The 15,309-nt window shown below is 61.8% G+C and carries 12 protein-coding genes; 5 read left to right on the forward strand and 7 right to left on the reverse strand.

What is annotated here, in order from left to right; genetic code table 11:
* Nucleotides 1–5 precede the first annotated feature (5 nt).
* Both H045_RS13470 and H045_RS13475 read right to left on the reverse strand, forming a co-directional pair.
* Nucleotides 6–872, reverse strand: a complete 867-nt coding sequence (locus H045_RS13470; RefSeq protein ID WP_003230480.1) for a carboxylate/amino acid/amine transporter — start codon at nucleotides 870–872, stop codon at nucleotides 6–8.
* Between the two features lie 400 nt (nucleotides 873–1,272).
* Entirely contained in the window at nucleotides 1,273–1,587 is a 315-nt protein-coding gene (locus H045_RS13475; RefSeq protein ID WP_015372627.1) for a hypothetical protein, read from the reverse strand.
* A gap of 49 nt (nucleotides 1,588–1,636) precedes the next feature.
* Here H045_RS13475 and H045_RS13480 point away from each other — a divergent pair, with 49 nt between their 5' ends.
* The 4 genes from H045_RS13480 (at nucleotide 1,637) to aqpZ (ending at nucleotide 6,119) form a co-directional block, all read left to right on the forward strand.
* Nucleotides 1,637–2,560 (forward strand): PA3225 family LysR-type transcriptional regulator, encoded by a 924-nt coding sequence (locus H045_RS13480; RefSeq protein WP_003230476.1) that lies wholly within the window; start codon nucleotides 1,637–1,639, stop codon nucleotides 2,558–2,560.
* Between the two features lie 178 nt (nucleotides 2,561–2,738).
* Nucleotides 2,739–3,302 carry a peptidylprolyl isomerase A gene (locus tag H045_RS13485; RefSeq protein ID WP_015372628.1) on the forward strand — a complete coding sequence of 188 codons (564 nt, stop codon included), beginning with the start codon at nucleotides 2,739–2,741 and terminating at the stop codon, nucleotides 3,300–3,302.
* A gap of 82 nt (nucleotides 3,303–3,384) precedes the next feature.
* Nucleotides 3,385–5,217, forward strand: coding sequence for an ABC transporter ATP-binding protein (locus tag H045_RS13490; RefSeq protein ID WP_015372629.1), 1,833 nt, complete (start codon nucleotides 3,385–3,387; stop codon nucleotides 5,215–5,217).
* A 200-nt stretch (nucleotides 5,218–5,417) separates the two neighbouring features.
* Nucleotides 5,418–6,119 (forward strand): aquaporin Z, encoded by a 702-nt coding sequence (gene aqpZ / locus H045_RS13495; RefSeq protein ID WP_032869702.1) that lies wholly within the window; start codon nucleotides 5,418–5,420, stop codon nucleotides 6,117–6,119.
* Nucleotides 6,120–6,133: 14 nt separating this feature from the next.
* Here the strand turns inward: aqpZ and H045_RS13500 are convergent, their stop codons facing one another.
* Nucleotides 6,134–7,258, reverse strand: a complete 1,125-nt coding sequence (locus H045_RS13500) for a GNAT family N-acetyltransferase (RefSeq protein WP_015372630.1) — start codon at nucleotides 7,256–7,258, stop codon at nucleotides 6,134–6,136.
* Between the two features lie 288 nt (nucleotides 7,259–7,546).
* On the opposite strand from H045_RS13500, the gene H045_RS13505 reads away from it, so the two are divergent.
* On the forward strand, nucleotides 7,547–8,869 hold the full coding sequence (locus H045_RS13505) for a putative porin (protein WP_015372631.1): 1,323 nt from the start codon (nucleotides 7,547–7,549) through the stop codon (nucleotides 8,867–8,869).
* An 8-nt stretch (nucleotides 8,870–8,877) separates the two neighbouring features.
* Here the strand turns inward: H045_RS13505 and H045_RS13510 are convergent, their stop codons facing one another.
* From H045_RS13510 to hrpA, 4 genes are all read right to left on the reverse strand, one after another.
* Complete coding sequence (locus H045_RS13510) at nucleotides 8,878–9,111, reverse strand: anti-sigma factor family protein (protein ID WP_015372632.1); 234 nt, start codon at nucleotides 9,109–9,111, stop codon at nucleotides 8,878–8,880.
* On the reverse strand, nucleotides 9,105–9,719 hold the full coding sequence (locus H045_RS13515) for an RNA polymerase sigma factor (protein WP_003230462.1): 615 nt from the start codon (nucleotides 9,717–9,719) through the stop codon (nucleotides 9,105–9,107). Before H045_RS13515 ends, H045_RS13510 begins: the two co-directional genes overlap by 7 nt.
* Nucleotides 9,720–9,773: 54 nt before the next feature.
* On the reverse strand, nucleotides 9,774–10,895 hold the full coding sequence (locus H045_RS13520) for a beta-ketoacyl-ACP synthase III (RefSeq protein WP_015372633.1): 1,122 nt from the start codon (nucleotides 10,893–10,895) through the stop codon (nucleotides 9,774–9,776).
* A gap of 484 nt (nucleotides 10,896–11,379) precedes the next feature.
* A complete protein-coding gene (gene hrpA, locus H045_RS13525; protein ID WP_003230459.1) occupies nucleotides 11,380–15,291 on the reverse strand; it encodes an ATP-dependent RNA helicase HrpA in 3,912 nt (1,303 codons plus the stop codon).
* Nucleotides 15,292–15,309 lie beyond the last annotated feature (18 nt).

Here is a 15,309-nt window from a genome sequence, read left to right on the forward strand (position 1 = left end):
TTGAATCAGGCATGCGCCGGCGCTGTGCGAATGCCAAGTCGGCTGATCCACACCGCGCCCAGAATCACCAGTCCACCCAGCGCCAGGCGCCCCAGCGGCTCATGCTGGTTCCAGATCAGCAGGTTCAGCAACAGCCCCACCGGCACATGCAGATTGTTGACCACCGCCAGCGTGCCGCCATTGACCAGACACGCGCCCTTGTTCCACCAGTACATGCCCAGCGCGGTGCTGACCAGGCCCAGGAACAGCAACACGCCCCACTGCAACGGTGCCTGCGGCAGAAAGTCGGACTTGCCGAACAGCAGGAACGCCGGCAACACCACCAGCAATGCGCCCAGGTAGAAATAACCGAAACGCCGGTAGTGCGGCTGATCGCTCGGATAACGCGCCACCAAATGTTTGTACATGACCTGCCCGGCGGCGTAGGTGAAGTTGGCCAGTTGCAGCAGCAGAAAACCCATCAGGAAATTCGGCGTGATCTGGTCGAAGCGAATCACCGCCGCGCCCGCCACCGCCACCAGTGCCGCCACCAGCGCCCAAGGGTTGAAGCGCCGATTGAGAGCATCTTCGATCAGCGTCACATGCAACGGCGTGAGGATGGTGAACAGCAGCACTTCCGGGACCGTCAATACGCGAAAGCTCAGATACAGGCAGACGTAGGTCACGCCAAACTGCAGCGCGCCGATCACCAGCATGCTGCGCATGAAGGCCGGCTCTACCGAGCGCCAGCGGGTAAGCGGGAGAAAGATCAAGCCGGCCAACACCACGCGCACCAGCACCGCGAAGTAGCTGTCGACGTGACCGGCGAGGTATTCGCCGATCAAGCTGAAGGAAAATGCCTGAATCAGGGTGACAACCAGTAGATAGCCCATGCGCGCCTCGTTTCGAATGGGCGGGACATTAAAGGTTTTCGGCGTTTGAAGAAACTCGGGGCAAAAAAAACCCGACCTCGCTAAAGCGGCAGTCGGGCAGGAGCACTCAGGAGCAACAAGTGCAAAGGGAGGTTCTTACGCGTACTTGAAGGGTTTGCGTGGGGCCATATAAACAGCGCGCGATTATCTGACGATTAAAGGATCAGGCGGCCGGAGCTGACAGTGCCCTGCTGACCGCTGCATTCGATGATCAGAACGTTGCAGAAGCGCTTGTAGGCCTCGTCTGCAAATTATGTAAGTCCCTGGAGCGCATGCTAACCATGGCTAACTCGATAAAAAAGCGCAAAAAACTGCTATAAACCATCTATAAATTTGTTTATAAGCACAGGCATGCGCTGCTTTATTTCGGACTGCAGGCCAGGGCAATGCGCATCTTGATGATCGCGCGGTTGAACTTGACGGTGGTGTTGGTGTTTTTGCCGGCCGGCACCGTGACCGTACGGCGACGCGGCGACTCGGGACCGTTGGTGAAAATGACCGAACACACCGCGTCGTTGTGACCGTAGTTGCTCAACTGGATCGAAACGATGTCGGCGTCGACATCAGACGCCGTGTAATCGATGCTTACGCCTTCGATTTTCTTGCTCACATCGATGGGGTAGGCAAACGCACTGATAGGCAGCAGCGCCAGCAGCGCACAACACAATTTTCTCATTCGGCAGTCTCCAATAAGGACTGTCAGCTTAGGACAAGAGGAACCCATCTTGAAAGCGCCCCGCGTTACCCTTGATCAATGGCGCACGCTGCAGGCCGTGGTCGACCACGGTGGCTTCGCCCAGGCCGCCGAAGCCCTGCACCGATCGCAGTCCTCGGTGAGTTACACCGTGGCGCGCATGCAGGACCAGCTCGGCGTGCCGCTATTGCGCATCGACGGGCGCAAGGCCGTACTCACCGACGCCGGTGAAGTGCTGCTGCGCCGCTCACGCCAACTGGTCAAGAACGCCAGCCAGCTCGAGGACCTCGCCCACCACATGGAACAAGGCTGGGAAGCCGAAGTGCGCCTGGTGGTGGATGCCGCTTACCCCAATACGCGGCTGGTGCGCGCGCTGACCGCGTTCATGCCGCAAAGCCGCGGCTGCCGCGTGCGCCTGCGCGAAGAAGTGCTGTCGGGCGTCGAGGAACTGTTGATTGAAGGCGTGGCCGACCTCGCGATCTGCAGCTTCAGCATTGCCGGTTACCTGGGCACCGAACTGAGCGACGTGGAGTTCATTGCCGTCGCCCACCCCGACCATCCCCTGCACCGCATGAATCGCGAGTTGAGCTTCCAGGATCTGGAAAGCCAGATGCAGGTGGTGATTCGTGACTCCGGGCGCCAGCAGCCGCGCGACGTGGGCTGGCTCGGCGCCGAGCAGCGCTGGACCGTCGGCAGCCTGGCCACCGCCGCCTCCTTCGTGGGCAGCGGTCTGGGCTTTGCGTGGCTGCCCCGGCATTTGATCGAACGCGAAATCGCCGAGGGCGTGCTCAAGCAGCTACCCTTGGAACAGGGAGCCAGCCGTCACCCCACGTTTTATCTGTACTCCAATAAGGACAAACCCCTGGGACCGGCCACGCAAATCCTGGTTGAATTGCTGCGCAGCTTTGACACGGCGCCGCTGGACGCGCCTTTTGCCGCCCCCCGGCAAAGCTGAAACAGCGCTCACCCGGGGCCCAAGGCTGGGCAAACAACCACAAACGTGATTATCTCGCCCGCTCGACAGAAACGACGGGCCGGGATGCACAGGAACAACGCGCCAGGATGACCTGTCCTAACCCTGTCCCAGCGCCGAACACGACCACTCGACATCACCACTCAGGATCACTGACCCCATGCTGAAAAAAATTGCCTTCTTTGCCGGTTCCGTACTGTTTGCCGCCAACCTGATGGCGGCCCAGCCGGCCAAGGCCCCCCATGTTTTGATCTCCACCACCAACGGCGACATTGAAATCGAACTGGACCCGGTCAAGGCGCCGATCAGTACCAAGAACTTCCTGGCCTACGTGGACAAGGGCTTCTACACCAACACGATTTTCCACCGTGTGATTCCGGGCTTCATGGTCCAGGGCGGCGGGTTCACCCAGCAGATGTCGCAAAAGCCGACCGAAGCACCGATCAAGAACGAAGCCAGCAACGGCCTGCATAACGTCCGCGGCACCCTGTCGATGGCGCGCACCAATGACCCGAACTCGGCCACCAGCCAGTTCTTCATCAACGTCGCCGACAATGCCTTCCTGGATCCTGGCCGCGACGCCGGTTACGCGGTATTCGCCAAAGTGGTCAAGGGCATGGACGTGGTCGACATCATCGTCAACTCCCAGACCACCACCAAGCAAGGCATGCAGAACGTGCCAATCGACCCTGTCCTGATCAAGTCGGCCAAGCGCATCGACTAAGGTTTGCAGGGAGTTCCGTGCGCGGCCCACAAGGCCGCGCGCGCATTTGAAAGGAGAGCCCGCCCGGCGGGCGTCAACCCCAATGCTCTATCGTCGTTTTGAACAACTGATCGACATCTTCCGCGACGCGCCCAGCGCCGCCCCGCCCGATAAAGTCCTGTCTTTTTACCTCTACTACCTGCGTCAGGTGTGGCCGCATTTCGCCGCCTTGTTGGTGGTGGGCCTGATCGGCGCATTGATCGAAGTCGCACTGTTCAGCTACCTGAGCCGCATCATCGACCTGGCCCAGGGCACGCCGCCCGCCGACTTTTTCCAGGTGCACAGCACTGAGCTGATCTGGATGGCCGTGGTCGCCCTGCTGCTGCGCCCGATTTTCGGCGCGTTGCACGACCTGCTCGTGCACCAGACCATCAGCCCCGGCATGACCAGCCTGATCCGCTGGCAAAACCACAGCTATGTGCTCAAACAGAGCCTCAATTTCTTCCAGAACGATTTCGCCGGGCGTATCGCCCAGCGCATCATGCAAACGGGCAACTCACTGCGCGACTCCGCCGTGGCGGCCGTGGACGCGATCTGGCACGTGGCGATCTACGCCATCAGCGCTCTGGTGCTGTTTGCCGAAGCCGACTGGCGCCTGATGGTGCCGCTGGTGACCTGGATTGTCTGCTACAGCCTGGCGCTACGCTACTTCGTGCCACGGGTGAAGGAGCGCTCGGTAATTTCCTCCGAGGCGCGTTCCAAGCTGATGGGCCGCATCGTCGACGGCTATACCAACATCACCACCCTGAAGCTGTTCGCCCATACCCAGTCCGAGCAGGAATACGCCAAGGAAGCGATCATCGAGCAGACCGAAAAAACCCAACTGGCCAGCCGCGTGGTGACCAGCATGGACGTGACGATCACCCTCATGAACGGCTTGCTGATTGTCACCACCACCGGCCTTGCGTTGTGGCTGTGGACGCACTCGCTCATCTCGGTGGGCGCGATCGCCCTGGCCACCGGCCTGGTGATCCGCATCGTCAACATGTCCGGCTGGATCATGTGGGTGGTCAATGGCATTTTCGAAAACATCGGCATGGTGCAGGACGGCCTGAAAACCATCGCACAACCTCTGGCCGTGATCGACCGCGACAACGCCCCGCGCCTGCATGTACCCCATGGCGAGGTGCGCTTCGAGCAGGTGGATTTCCACTATGGCAAGCAGAGCGGGATCATTGGTGGCCTGAGCCTTGAGATCAAGTCCGGGGAAAAGATCGGACTGATCGGCCCATCGGGCGCGGGCAAGTCAACGTTGGTCAACCTGCTGCTGCGCCTCTACGACCTGCAAGGCGGACGCATCCTGATCGACGGCCAGGACATCGCCGAAGTCGCCCAGGAAACCCTGCGCGAGCAGATCGGCATGATCACTCAGGACACCTCGCTGCTGCACCGTTCGATCCGCGACAACCTGCTGTACGGCAAGCCCGAGGCTACCGACGAAGAACTCTGGGCCGCGATCCACAAGGCGCGCGCCGATGAGTTCATCCCGCTGCTGTCGGACGCCGAAGGCCGCACCGGGCTCGACGCGCATGTGGGTGAGCGCGGCGTCAAACTGTCCGGCGGGCAGCGTCAACGCATCGCCATCGCCCGCGTGCTGCTCAAGGACGCGCCGATTCTGATCATGGACGAAGCCACCTCGGCACTGGACTCGGAAGTGGAAGCGGCGATCCAGGAAAGCCTCGAAACCCTGATGCAGGGCAAGACCGTGATCGCGATTGCGCACCGCTTGTCGACCATCGCCCGCATGGACCGCCTGGTGGTGCTGGAGAAGGGCCGGATTGCCGAAAGCGGCAACCATGCGCAGCTGCTGGCACACGGAGGGTTGTACGCGCGGTTGTGGCAGCACCAGACCGGAGGGTTCGTCGGCATCGACTGAATCTCCCACAATTGATCGCCTCATTCAGCGGCATTTGCCTCACACACCCGCAACCACAGGCCTGCGGTATTTTTCCGCGGCCTGGATTTGTAGCAAAACCGTGCTGTAATCAGTGCAGTGCCCAGATGGGCGCTGAAGTAAATCTGCAGGGAGCATCATTGATTTACTGATTAGATAGAGATCTATCAAGGACGGGTTGCATGTCTTTGTTCAAACGTTCAGTCACAGAGGGGTTGGGTACGTTTTGGCTGGTGTTGGGCGGTTGCGGGAGTGCGGTGTTGGCCGCAGCGTTTCCTGCAGTCGGGATTGGCCTGTTGGGCGTTGCCCTGGCGTTCGGGCTGACGGTACTGACCATGGCGGTTGCGATCGGCCCTATCAGTGGCTGTCACCTCAACCCGGCGGTATCGGTGGGGCTGGTGGTGGGCGGAAGGTTTCCGGCGCGGGAGTTGCCAGCCTATGTTGTCGCCCAGGTCATCGGCGCAGCAGTCGCCGCCGCATTGTTGTACTTCATTGCCAGCGGCAAGCCAGGATTTGAACTGGCCGGTGGTCTGGCTTCCAATGGCTATGGCGAGCATTCACCGGGTGGTTATTCACTGGTGGCGGGGTTTGTCTGTGAGCTGGTGATGACCACGATGTTCGTTGTGATCATCCTCGGCGCCACCGACAGCCGCGCACCCAAGGGCCTGGCGCCGATTGCCATCGGTCTGGCCCTGACGCTGATCCACCTGATCTCCATCCCCGTCACCAACACTTCGGTCAACCCGGCGCGCAGTACCGGGCCAGCCCTGCTGGTGGGCGGCTGGGCGATCCAGCAGTTGTGGTTGTTCTGGCTCGCGCCAATCCTGGGCGCGGTGATCGGTGGCGTGGTGTATCGATGGCTTGGCAAGGGGAAGCCAGGCTGAGCAAGCGTGTGGTTTCAGCCCTGCCGATACGGCAGGGCTGTCCGGGCCTCTTCGGCATACGCCAGAATCCCCGCACGCTCCCGCTCCAGGAAATCCTCCACCGCATTCTTCAACCCCGGATGGCGCAGGTAATGCCACGAGCGGGTGATCACCGGCTCGAACCCGCGAATCAGTTTGTGCTCGCCCTGGGCGCCAGCATCGAAGCGTTGCAGGCCTTCGGCGATGGCGTAGTCCATGCCCTGGTAGAAACAGGTCTCGAAATGCAAACGGTCGAATTCGGCCAGACAGCCCCAGTAACGCCCGTAGAAACTGTCCCCACCAATCAGGCTGAACGCCATTGCCACCGGACGTGAACCCTGCTTGGCCAGCACCACGCGGATCATCTGAGGCATGCGCTCGGCCAGCAGGCTAAAAAACGCGCGCGTCAGGTAAGGTGCCTGGCGGCGTACCGCGTAGGTGTTGGCGTAGCAGGCGTAGACGAAATCCCATTGCGCTTCGCTCAGTTGATGACCGTGCAACCACTCGAACTCGATGCCCTGCCCTGCCACCTGTTCGCGTTCCTTGCGCATCTGTTTGCGCTTGCGTGAACTCAAGGCGTCGAGGAAGTCCTGGAAGTCGCGGTAGCCACGGTTCTGCCAGTGAAATTGGCAACCCAGGCGCTGCAACCAGCCCGGCTGCCGGGCCAAGGCGTCATCGGCCAACCCGTCGGTGAAGTTGATATGCGCACTGGAGAGCCCTTCGATTTCCAGGTAGCCCGGCAGGCTGTTGAGCAGCTCGAAACCGTCCTCGGCGCTTGCCGCCAACAGGCGCGGCCCGCTGACCGGGCTGAATGGCACCGCCATGAGCAGCTTGGGGTAGTAGTCGATGCCGGCACGCGCGCAGGCATCGGCCCAGCCATGGTCGAACACATACTCGCCATAGGAATGCCACTTGCGATAACCGGGCAAGGCCGCCACCAACCGATCGCCCTCCCAGTGCAGCAGGTGTTCAGGCTGCCAGCCCGATTGCGGGCCCAGGCTGGCGCTGTCTTCCAGCGCGCTTAAAAAAGCATGCCGAACGAACGGCTGGCCCTCGGGCACCAGGGCATCCCACACCGACGGGGCGATTTCGGACAGGTTGTCCAGACGTTGCAACGGCATCGGTATCCTCACTGGCTGTTGGCGTAGAAGCCTGGCGAGTATCGCTCATCACGGCAACCGTTCACACCTCGAAAACACGCGGACAGGGCTCTAGACCAATAGTTCCGCGCGCCCAGCATTTGTCATCAAGATGAAATCACCTAGCCACCACTCCGTCATAAACGGAAGTGATACTGGCCGAGTTTTTTAGAGCATCTGATTCTAACCAAATAGCCGTTTTACCCGTCCGTCATCGGGCGTTCGTGTCCTGGAGGGTCTGTTCCCTCCTCCTCACTTTCGGAGATTGATATGCGTCTTGCTTCCACCAAAACTGCGGCGGTCCTGTGCGGCGGCCTGTTACTGGCCCTCAGCGTGCCGGCCAGCGCTGCAGTCGACGCTAAGTTGCTCGATATGCTCAAGGCCAACGGCCAGATCACTGCGGCGCAGTACACCGAACTGCAAACCGAACTCGCCAAAGACCAGAAAGAACAGCAGATCGCCCGGCAGGCTCAGCAAGAGAGCAATGAGCAGATCGCCGCCACCGCGAAAAAGACCAACGACCTGAGCACGTTCGACCAGAAGCTGGCCTGGGCCGCCAAGACCCAGTTCAAGGGAGATGTGCGGTTCCGTCAGGAAACCATCAAGATCGACGGCGAACCCAACAACGGCGGGCGTGACAAGGACCGTCAACGTATCCGTGCGCGCCTGGGCGCCTACACCGAGATCAACCCGCAAGTGGACACCGGCATCCGCATTGCCACCGGCGGTGGCGACGATGCGCGCTCCACCAACCAGGACCAGGACGGTTACTTCAACAAGAAATCGATCTGGCTGGACCTCGGTTATATCGACTACCACCCGGACCAGATCAAGAACCTGCACGTGATCGGCGGCAAGATGCTGCAACCTTGGGTAAGCATGGGCGACGTGATCTGGGACAGCGACATCAACCCCGAAGGCCTGGCAGTCACCTATAAATACCCATTGGGCAGCAACGCCGAACTGTTCGGCAGCCTGGGCAACTACAACCTCAAGGACAACGTTGACGGCGACGGCGTGCAGTTTCGCCACGACCTGCGCCTGACGTCCGGCCAGTTGGGTACGCGTTTCTCGATCACCGACAACCTGAAAATGACCCTGGGCGGCAGCGTCTACGCCTACCAGAATGACCGCGACAGCCGCTGCACGACCACCACCACGCCTTGCGCGCTGGCGGTCAACGGTAACTCGGCCGACAACGAATTCCGCCTGTACGAAGGCTTCGCCCAGGCGGACATCGGCGGCCTGGCCGTGCCCCTGGCGTTCTACGGTCAGTACGTGAAAAACAACGATGCCGTGACCGATCAGGACACGGCGTGGCTGGTGGGGGCCAAGACCAAAGTGTTCGGTTTCAACCTGGACTACAACTATCGCGATGTTCAACGTAACGCGGTGGTCGGCGCCTTTACCGATTCGGACTTCGCCAATGGCACCACCGGCTCGCGCGGTCACAAGATGAAGGTCAGCTACGACATCGACAAGAACTTCGCCCTCGGTGCCACCTACTTCCTGACCAAGGCCGACTTCGCCAGCCGTACGCAGCGTGATGCCAACACCAACACCCTGCAGCTGGATGCTGAAGCCAAGTTCTGATAACCCCGCTACCCGCCCTTGCGCCGCTCGGCAGCCAGCCGTTCGGCCAGGGCATCCACCTCTGGCACCGGTGCCTGCGGCATCTTCCTCAGTGTCGCCTGCACCAGGCGCATCTGACGGATAAAGCGGCGGCAGTTCGGGCAGAACATCAAGTGATGACGTACCAGCAGACGCTCGCGAAAGGTCAGTTGCCCATCGAGGTAGTCGCTGGAACGCGCCACTTGTTCTTTACAGGTCAACATTCTCCCGTTTCCTCAAAGTGCTCCACCGCGGCGAAGACCTTCAGCCGCGCTCGGTGCAGCAGCACACGGACATTCGAGAGCGAAAGTGTCAGAAGATTACAGATGTCTTCCAGCTCCAGGCCCTGGCGTTCGCGCAGCACCAGCACGCTGCTCTGCAAGTCCGACAAACTCAGTAACGTATGCTCCAGGCAATTGCGCAATTCATCTTCGCTCAACAAGGCTTCCGGGGTGTCCTGATGCCAGGCATACGGGGCGACGGCCCAATGACCATCGTCGGGGGAAAAACGCTCTGCGCCAATCGTGCCATGGGGCGAAGGCAAATCGTCGAGCAGCACTTCGCGACGGTTCTGCTTGTAGCGGCCCTTGGCGGCGTTGGCCGTGATGGTCAACAGCCACGTCTTGAGGCTGGACCGGCCTTCGAACTTGCCGAGATTGCGCACCACCGACAGCCAGGCGTCCTGCACCACCTCATCGGCGTGGCGCTGACCAACGATGGCATACGCCACGGCGCGCATGGCGCTCTGGTAGGCGGTGACCAATTCCTTATAGGCCTGCTGCTCTCCCTTGAGCAGGCGTTCAAGCAGATCCGCATCGTCCGCTGCAGCCATTGAAGACCTCGACATTTCCGATAAATCGCGCCAATCACGCGGCAGGCTGACGCATCAGCGCTTGCGCAGGATCACGCTGCCGATCGAATAGCCGGCACCGAAGGAGCTGAGCACGGCAACAGAGCCTTTGGCCAGGTCGTCCTGATTTTTGTGAAACGCAATCACCGACCCTGCGGAACTGGTGTTGGCATAGGTATCGAGAATCACCGGCGCTTCTTCTACCGTGGCTTCGCGGCCAAGCAGTTTCTTCACGATCAGATGGTTCATGCTCAGGTTGGCCTGGTGCAGCCAGAAGCGTTTCACGTCACTCACGTTCAACTGGTTTTCTTCCAGGTGCACGCCGATCAGTTCGGCCACCATCGGGCACACATCGCGGAACACTTTGCGGCCTTCCTGTACGAACAGCTTGTCCGGCGCGCCGATGCCCTCCTCGGCGGCGCGGTTGAGGAAGCCGAAGTTGTTGCGGATGGTGTTGGAGAACGTGGTCAGCAGCTTGGTGCTGACTACCTCGAACTGATGCTCGGAGGTCGCAAGGTCGGCGCGCTCGAGCAGCACGGCGGTGGCCGCGTCGCCGAAGATGAAGTGGCTGTCGCGGTCGCGGAAATTCAAGTGACCGGTGCAGACTTCCGGGTTGACCATCAGGATCGCCCGAGCCTGGCCCAGCCGGATGCTGTTGGCGGCGTTCTGGATGCCGAAGGTGGCCGAGGAACATGCCACGTTCATGTCAAAGCCGAAGCCTTCGATGCCCAGGGCTTCCTGCACTTCAATGGCAATGGCCGGGTAGGCGCGTTGCAGGTTGGAGCAGGCGACGATCACGCCGTCGATATCGGCGGCGGTCTTGCCGGCACGCTGCAGAGCCTGTTCGGCGGCGGCAACGGCCATCTGGCAGAGCACCGACCACTCGTCATTGCTGCGCTCGGGCAGCCGCGGGGCCATGCGTTGCGGGTCAAGGATGCCATCCTTGTCCATCACGAAGCGACTCTTGATACCCGACGCCTTCTCGATAAAGGCCGCGCTGGACTCGGTCAGGGCCTGCACGTCACCGCGCTCGATGGCGGCGGCGTTGTCGGTGTTGAACTGATGCACGTAAGCATTGAAAGACTGCACCAGCTCTTCATTGGAGATGCTGTTGGCCGGGGTATACAGGCCAGTGCCGCTGATGACGACGTTATGCACGGTCGTTCCTCTGGATAGGTCAGGCAGAAGGTATTGGTACCTTAGTACCAAACGGTAAGTCGTTTGATTCCATCCAGTGGCATCAAACTGGCATCGCTTTATTCCATCGCGTCGCAGCCCTTGCGACGATCCCGGTATTTATGGGCGCGAAGTTTGCCACAAACCCGGGAATTTGGCGCCACATCTCAGACAAGCGCCGTTTTAAATGCGGGAAGCTCCGCCTTGGCGCTGTCGCGCAACAAACTGGCGAGCGGGCTTGTTGAGGGAGCTGGCTTGTTGTGGCGAGCGGGCTTGCCCCGCGTTGGGGTGCGAAACACCCCCAATCCAGCAACACGCGGTGTACCAGATACGGCTCAGCGCCTGGTTTGGGGGCTGCTGCGCAGCCCAACGCAGGACAAGCCCGCTCGCCACAGGGAATCTGCGCTTAACTGAACGGCATCAGGGCAAGCCCGCTCGCCACGGAGGGTCATGTGCACTCGGCGGATCAGGGCTCTACCTGGCTCCACTGCTTGCTCAGGCGCTTGTCGGAGATCGGTACTTTGGTCCCCAACTGCTGGGCAAACAACGACACCCGGTACTCCTCCAGCCACCAGCGGTAGAGTGCCAGCTGCGGGTCGCGCTTGCCTTCCTGGGCGTGCTTTTTCAGACGATTCTCATACTGGGTCCAGACACCTCCCAGCTCGGTGCTCCACACCCGATCCTTTTGTACCTGGCCCGGCAGTTTCTCCAGGCGTTGCTCGATGGCCTTGAGGTAGCGCGGCAGTTCCTTGAGCCATTGCGCCGGGGTTTCCCGCACGAACCCTGGGTAGACCAGGTGGCTCAACTGCTGCTTGATATCGTTCAGCGCCACGGCCTGGGTCAGGTCGATCTTGCCTTTGAAGCGCTTCTGCAGACCATGCCAGAGCTTGAGCACCTCCAGGGTCAGGCGCGCCAGGCGTTCGGCGTGTTCGGTCCAACCGCCACGCGTGCGCTCGGCCAAGGCTGCCAGCCCGGCACCGTCGCGCGGCAGGCTGGCTTGGCCTTCGAGCACGCAGCTGTCGAGGCTGGCCAGCAGAATGTCTTCCACCAGCGCATCGATGCGCCCCAGGTCGCGATACATCAGGCCAAGCTCGGTCAGGCCGGGCAGCTTGCCGCGCAGGAACTTCGCCGGTTCGGCCAGTTGTTGCAGCAACAGACGCTGCAACGCGCGGCGATGCTGGAACTCGGCTTCGGCGGCCGTCGAGAAACGCCCCTCCTTGACCGTGCCGTTTTCCTCCACCAGCGCCGGATATACCGTCATCGACAGGCCGGCGATCTGCTGCTGGGTCTTCTCGGCCACCGCCGCAAAGGCCTTGGCCTGCACCGGCTCCTGACTTTTTGCGGTTTGCGGCACGGCCAATGCGGCCTGGCTGGCTTCGGCGAAACGCGCGGTCAGCTCGGCCAGGTCGCGGCCTTCGCCGAGGAACTTGCCCTGGCCGTCGACCACTTCCAGGTTCATCCTCAGGTGGCTGTCCACCTGCTGCGCCGCCTCGGCCCAGGCTTCATCGCTGACCCGCGCACCGGTCATGCGCAGCAGTTCGCGTCCCAGCGCCTGGGGCAGCGAGCCCTGGCCGAATTCGATGCGTTGCAACGCGGCCTTGACGAAATCCGGCACCGGCACAAAGTTCTTGCGCAGCGCCTTGGGCAGGTTGCGCACCAGGGCAATGCACTTGGCCTCGATCACCCCCGGCACCAGCCACTCCAGGCGCTCCGGCGGCAAGGCCGGCAACAGCGGCGCCGGCACGCGCAGGGTCACGCCGTCGCGTGGGTGGTTGGGTTCGAAGTGATAACTCAACGCCAGGGCCAGGTCGCCCAGGTGCAGGGTGTCCGGGTAATGCGCAGCGGTGACTTCACTGGCCTCGCGGGCCAGCACGTCCTCTTCGCGCATGATCAGCAATTGCGGGTCTTTCTGGCTGTTGATTTTGTACCAGCTGTCGAAGGTGGCGGTCTGATGGATCTCCGCCGGCAGCCGCGCATCGTAGAACGCGTACAGGGTTTCTTCATCGGCCAGAATGTCACGCCGGCGCGCCTTGGCTTCCAGTTCGTCGAGTTGCTCGAGCAGTTGCTGGTTGGCCGTGAGGCACTTGGCGCGGGACTGAATCTCGCCGCGCACCAAACCTTCGCGGATAAACAGCTCGCGCGACACCACCGGGTCAATCGGCCCGTAATGCACCGGCCGGCGCCCGACCACGATCAGCCCGAACAGGGTGATCTGCTCAAACGCCACCACCTGGCCGCGCTTCTTCTCCCAGTGCGGCTCGAAGTGGTTTTTCTTGATCAGGTGCCCGGCCAGCGGCTCGATCCAATCGGCGTCGATCTTGGCCACCATGCGCGCATACAGCTTGGTGGTCTCCACCAGCTCGGCGGTCATCAACCATTGCGGGCGTTTTTTGCCGATGCCCGATGACGGATGAATCCAGAAGCGCCGCTGGCGCGCACCGAGGTAATCGCCGTCTTCGGTCTTCTGTCCGATCTGGCTGAGCAGGCCCACCAGCACCGCCTTGTGCAGTTTCGGGTAGTCGGCAGGCTCTTTGTTGAGGGTCAATTGCAGGTCGCGGCAGATCAGGCTCAACTGGCGATGGGAATCGCGCCATTCGCGCAGGCGCAGGTAGTTGAGGAAGTGCTTGCGGCACCAGTTGCGCAACGGGCTGGCAGTCAGCGCCTGGCGCTGCTCTTCAAAGCCGCGCCACAGATTGACCAGCCCGGCGAAGTCAGAGTCCGGGTCTTTCCACTGGGCGTGGGCCTGGTCGGCGGCCTGCTGGCGCTCCGGCGGGCGCTCGCGCGGGTCCTGGATCGACATGGCGCTGGCCACGATCAGCACTTCCTGCAAGCTGCCGAGCTTGGCCGCTTCCAGCAGCATGCGGCCCATGCGCGGGTCCACCGGCAGACGCGCCAGCTGGCGGCCCAGCGGCGTGAGCTGGCTGTTGCGGTCCACCGCCGACAGCTCTTGCAGCAGGTTGAAACCGTCGCTGATGGCCTTGCCGTCCGGCGGCTCGATAAACGGGAAATCGGTGATCTCGCCCAGGCGCAGGTGCAGCATCTGCAGGATCACGGCGGCAAGGTTGGTGCGCAGAATCTCCGGGTCGGTAAATTCCGGGCGGCCGATAAAGTCCTCTTCGCTGTACAAGCGAATGCAGATACCCGGCTCGACCCGGCCGCAACGGCCTTTACGCTGATTGGCGCTGGCCTGGGAAATCGCCTCGATCGGCAGGCGCTGCACCTTGGCGCGGTAGCTGTAGCGGCTGATGCGCGCGGTGCCGCTGTCGATCACGTAGCGAATGCCCGGCACGGTCAGCGAGGTTTCCGCGACGTTGGTCGCCAGCACCACGCGCCGCCCCGGATGGGACTGGAAAATACGCTGCTGTTCGGCCGGCGACAGGCGCGCGTACAGCGGCAGGATTTCGGTGTGCTTGAGCTGGGCCTTGCGCAGCATTTCGGCGGCGTCGCGAATCTCGCGCTCTCCGGGCAAAAACACCAGCACATCGCCGGGACTGCGCCGTTCGCTGCGCTCATAGGCAGCGACTTCATCGAGGGCGGCGAGGATCGCCTGGTCGACGGTCAGGTCGTCCTCGACGCGGTTGCCCTCCTCGTCCTGCTCCAGGGTGAGCGGCCGGTACCAAGTGTCCACCGGGAAGGTACGGCCGGAAACTTCAACAATCGGCGCATCGTCGAAATGCCTGGAAAAGCGCTCCAGGTCGATGGTCGCCGAGGTGATGATGACTTTCAGGTCCGGACGGCGCGGCAGCAGGGTTTTCAGGTAACCGAGCAGAAAATCGATGTTCAGGCTGCGTTCGTGGGCTTCGTCGACGATGATCGTGTCGTAGCGTTCCAGATAGCGGTCGTTCTGGGTTTCCGCCAGCAGGATGCCGTCGGTCATCAGCTTGATCAGGGTATTGGAATCGCTCTGGTCCTCGAAGCGCACCTGATAACCGACCAGCGCGCCCAATGGCGTGGCAAGCTCTTCGGCGACTCGACTGGCCACGCTGCGGGCGGCGATCCGGCGCGGCTGGGTGTGACCGATCAGGCCGTACTGGCCGCGACCGATTTCCAGGCAGATTTTCGGCAACTGGGTGGTTTTGCCCGAACCGGTCTCGCCGGCAATGATCAGCACTTGATGCTTGTTCAGCGCGGCCTTGATTTCATCGCGCTTGGCGGCAATCGGCAGGCTGTCGTCGTAGCGAATCACCGGCAGACTGGCGCGCCGCGCGGTCACCTGGGCGCAGGACGCCTGCATCCGCGTGACCCATTGCGCCAGCTTCTCCTCATCGGGCTTCTTGCGTAGCTCAAGCAACTGGCGCCGCAAGCGGTGGCGGTCGGCGAGCATGGCGTGGTCGAGGTTTTTCAGCAGTTGGTCGATAGCGGGCGCTTGGTCAGTCATCAGGTACGTAAAAGTCTT

This window comes from Pseudomonas poae RE*1-1-14 (genome assembly GCF_000336465.1).
Classification (GTDB): domain Bacteria; phylum Pseudomonadota; class Gammaproteobacteria; order Pseudomonadales; family Pseudomonadaceae; genus Aquipseudomonas; species Aquipseudomonas poae.

Bases quoted from the DNA above. Each gene is read 5' to 3' on its own strand.
- H045_RS13475 (WP_015372627.1), bottom strand. From the start codon at position 1,587: ATGAGAAAATTGTGTTGTGCGCTGCTGGCGCTGCTGCCTATCAGTGCG.
- H045_RS13500 (WP_015372630.1), bottom strand. From the start codon at position 7,258: ATGCCGTTGCAACGTCTGGACAACCTGTCCGAAATCGCCCCGTCGGTG.
- hrpA (WP_003230459.1), bottom strand. From the start codon at position 15,291: ATGACTGACCAAGCGCCCGCTATCGACCAACTGCTGAAAAACCTCGAC.
- H045_RS13470 (WP_003230480.1), bottom strand. From the start codon at position 872: ATGGGCTATCTACTGGTTGTCACCCTGATTCAGGCATTTTCCTTCAGC.
- H045_RS13485 (WP_015372628.1), top strand. From the start codon at position 2,739: ATGCTGAAAAAAATTGCCTTCTTTGCCGGTTCCGTACTGTTTGCCGCC.
- aqpZ (WP_032869702.1), top strand. From the start codon at position 5,418: ATGTCTTTGTTCAAACGTTCAGTCACAGAGGGGTTGGGTACGTTTTGG.
- H045_RS13490 (WP_015372629.1), top strand. From the start codon at position 3,385: ATGCTCTATCGTCGTTTTGAACAACTGATCGACATCTTCCGCGACGCG.
- H045_RS13515 (WP_003230462.1), bottom strand. From the start codon at position 9,719: ATGGCTGCAGCGGACGATGCGGATCTGCTTGAACGCCTGCTCAAGGGA.
- H045_RS13510 (WP_015372632.1), bottom strand. From the start codon at position 9,111: ATGTTGACCTGTAAAGAACAAGTGGCGCGTTCCAGCGACTACCTCGAT.
- H045_RS13505 (WP_015372631.1), top strand. From the start codon at position 7,547: ATGCGTCTTGCTTCCACCAAAACTGCGGCGGTCCTGTGCGGCGGCCTG.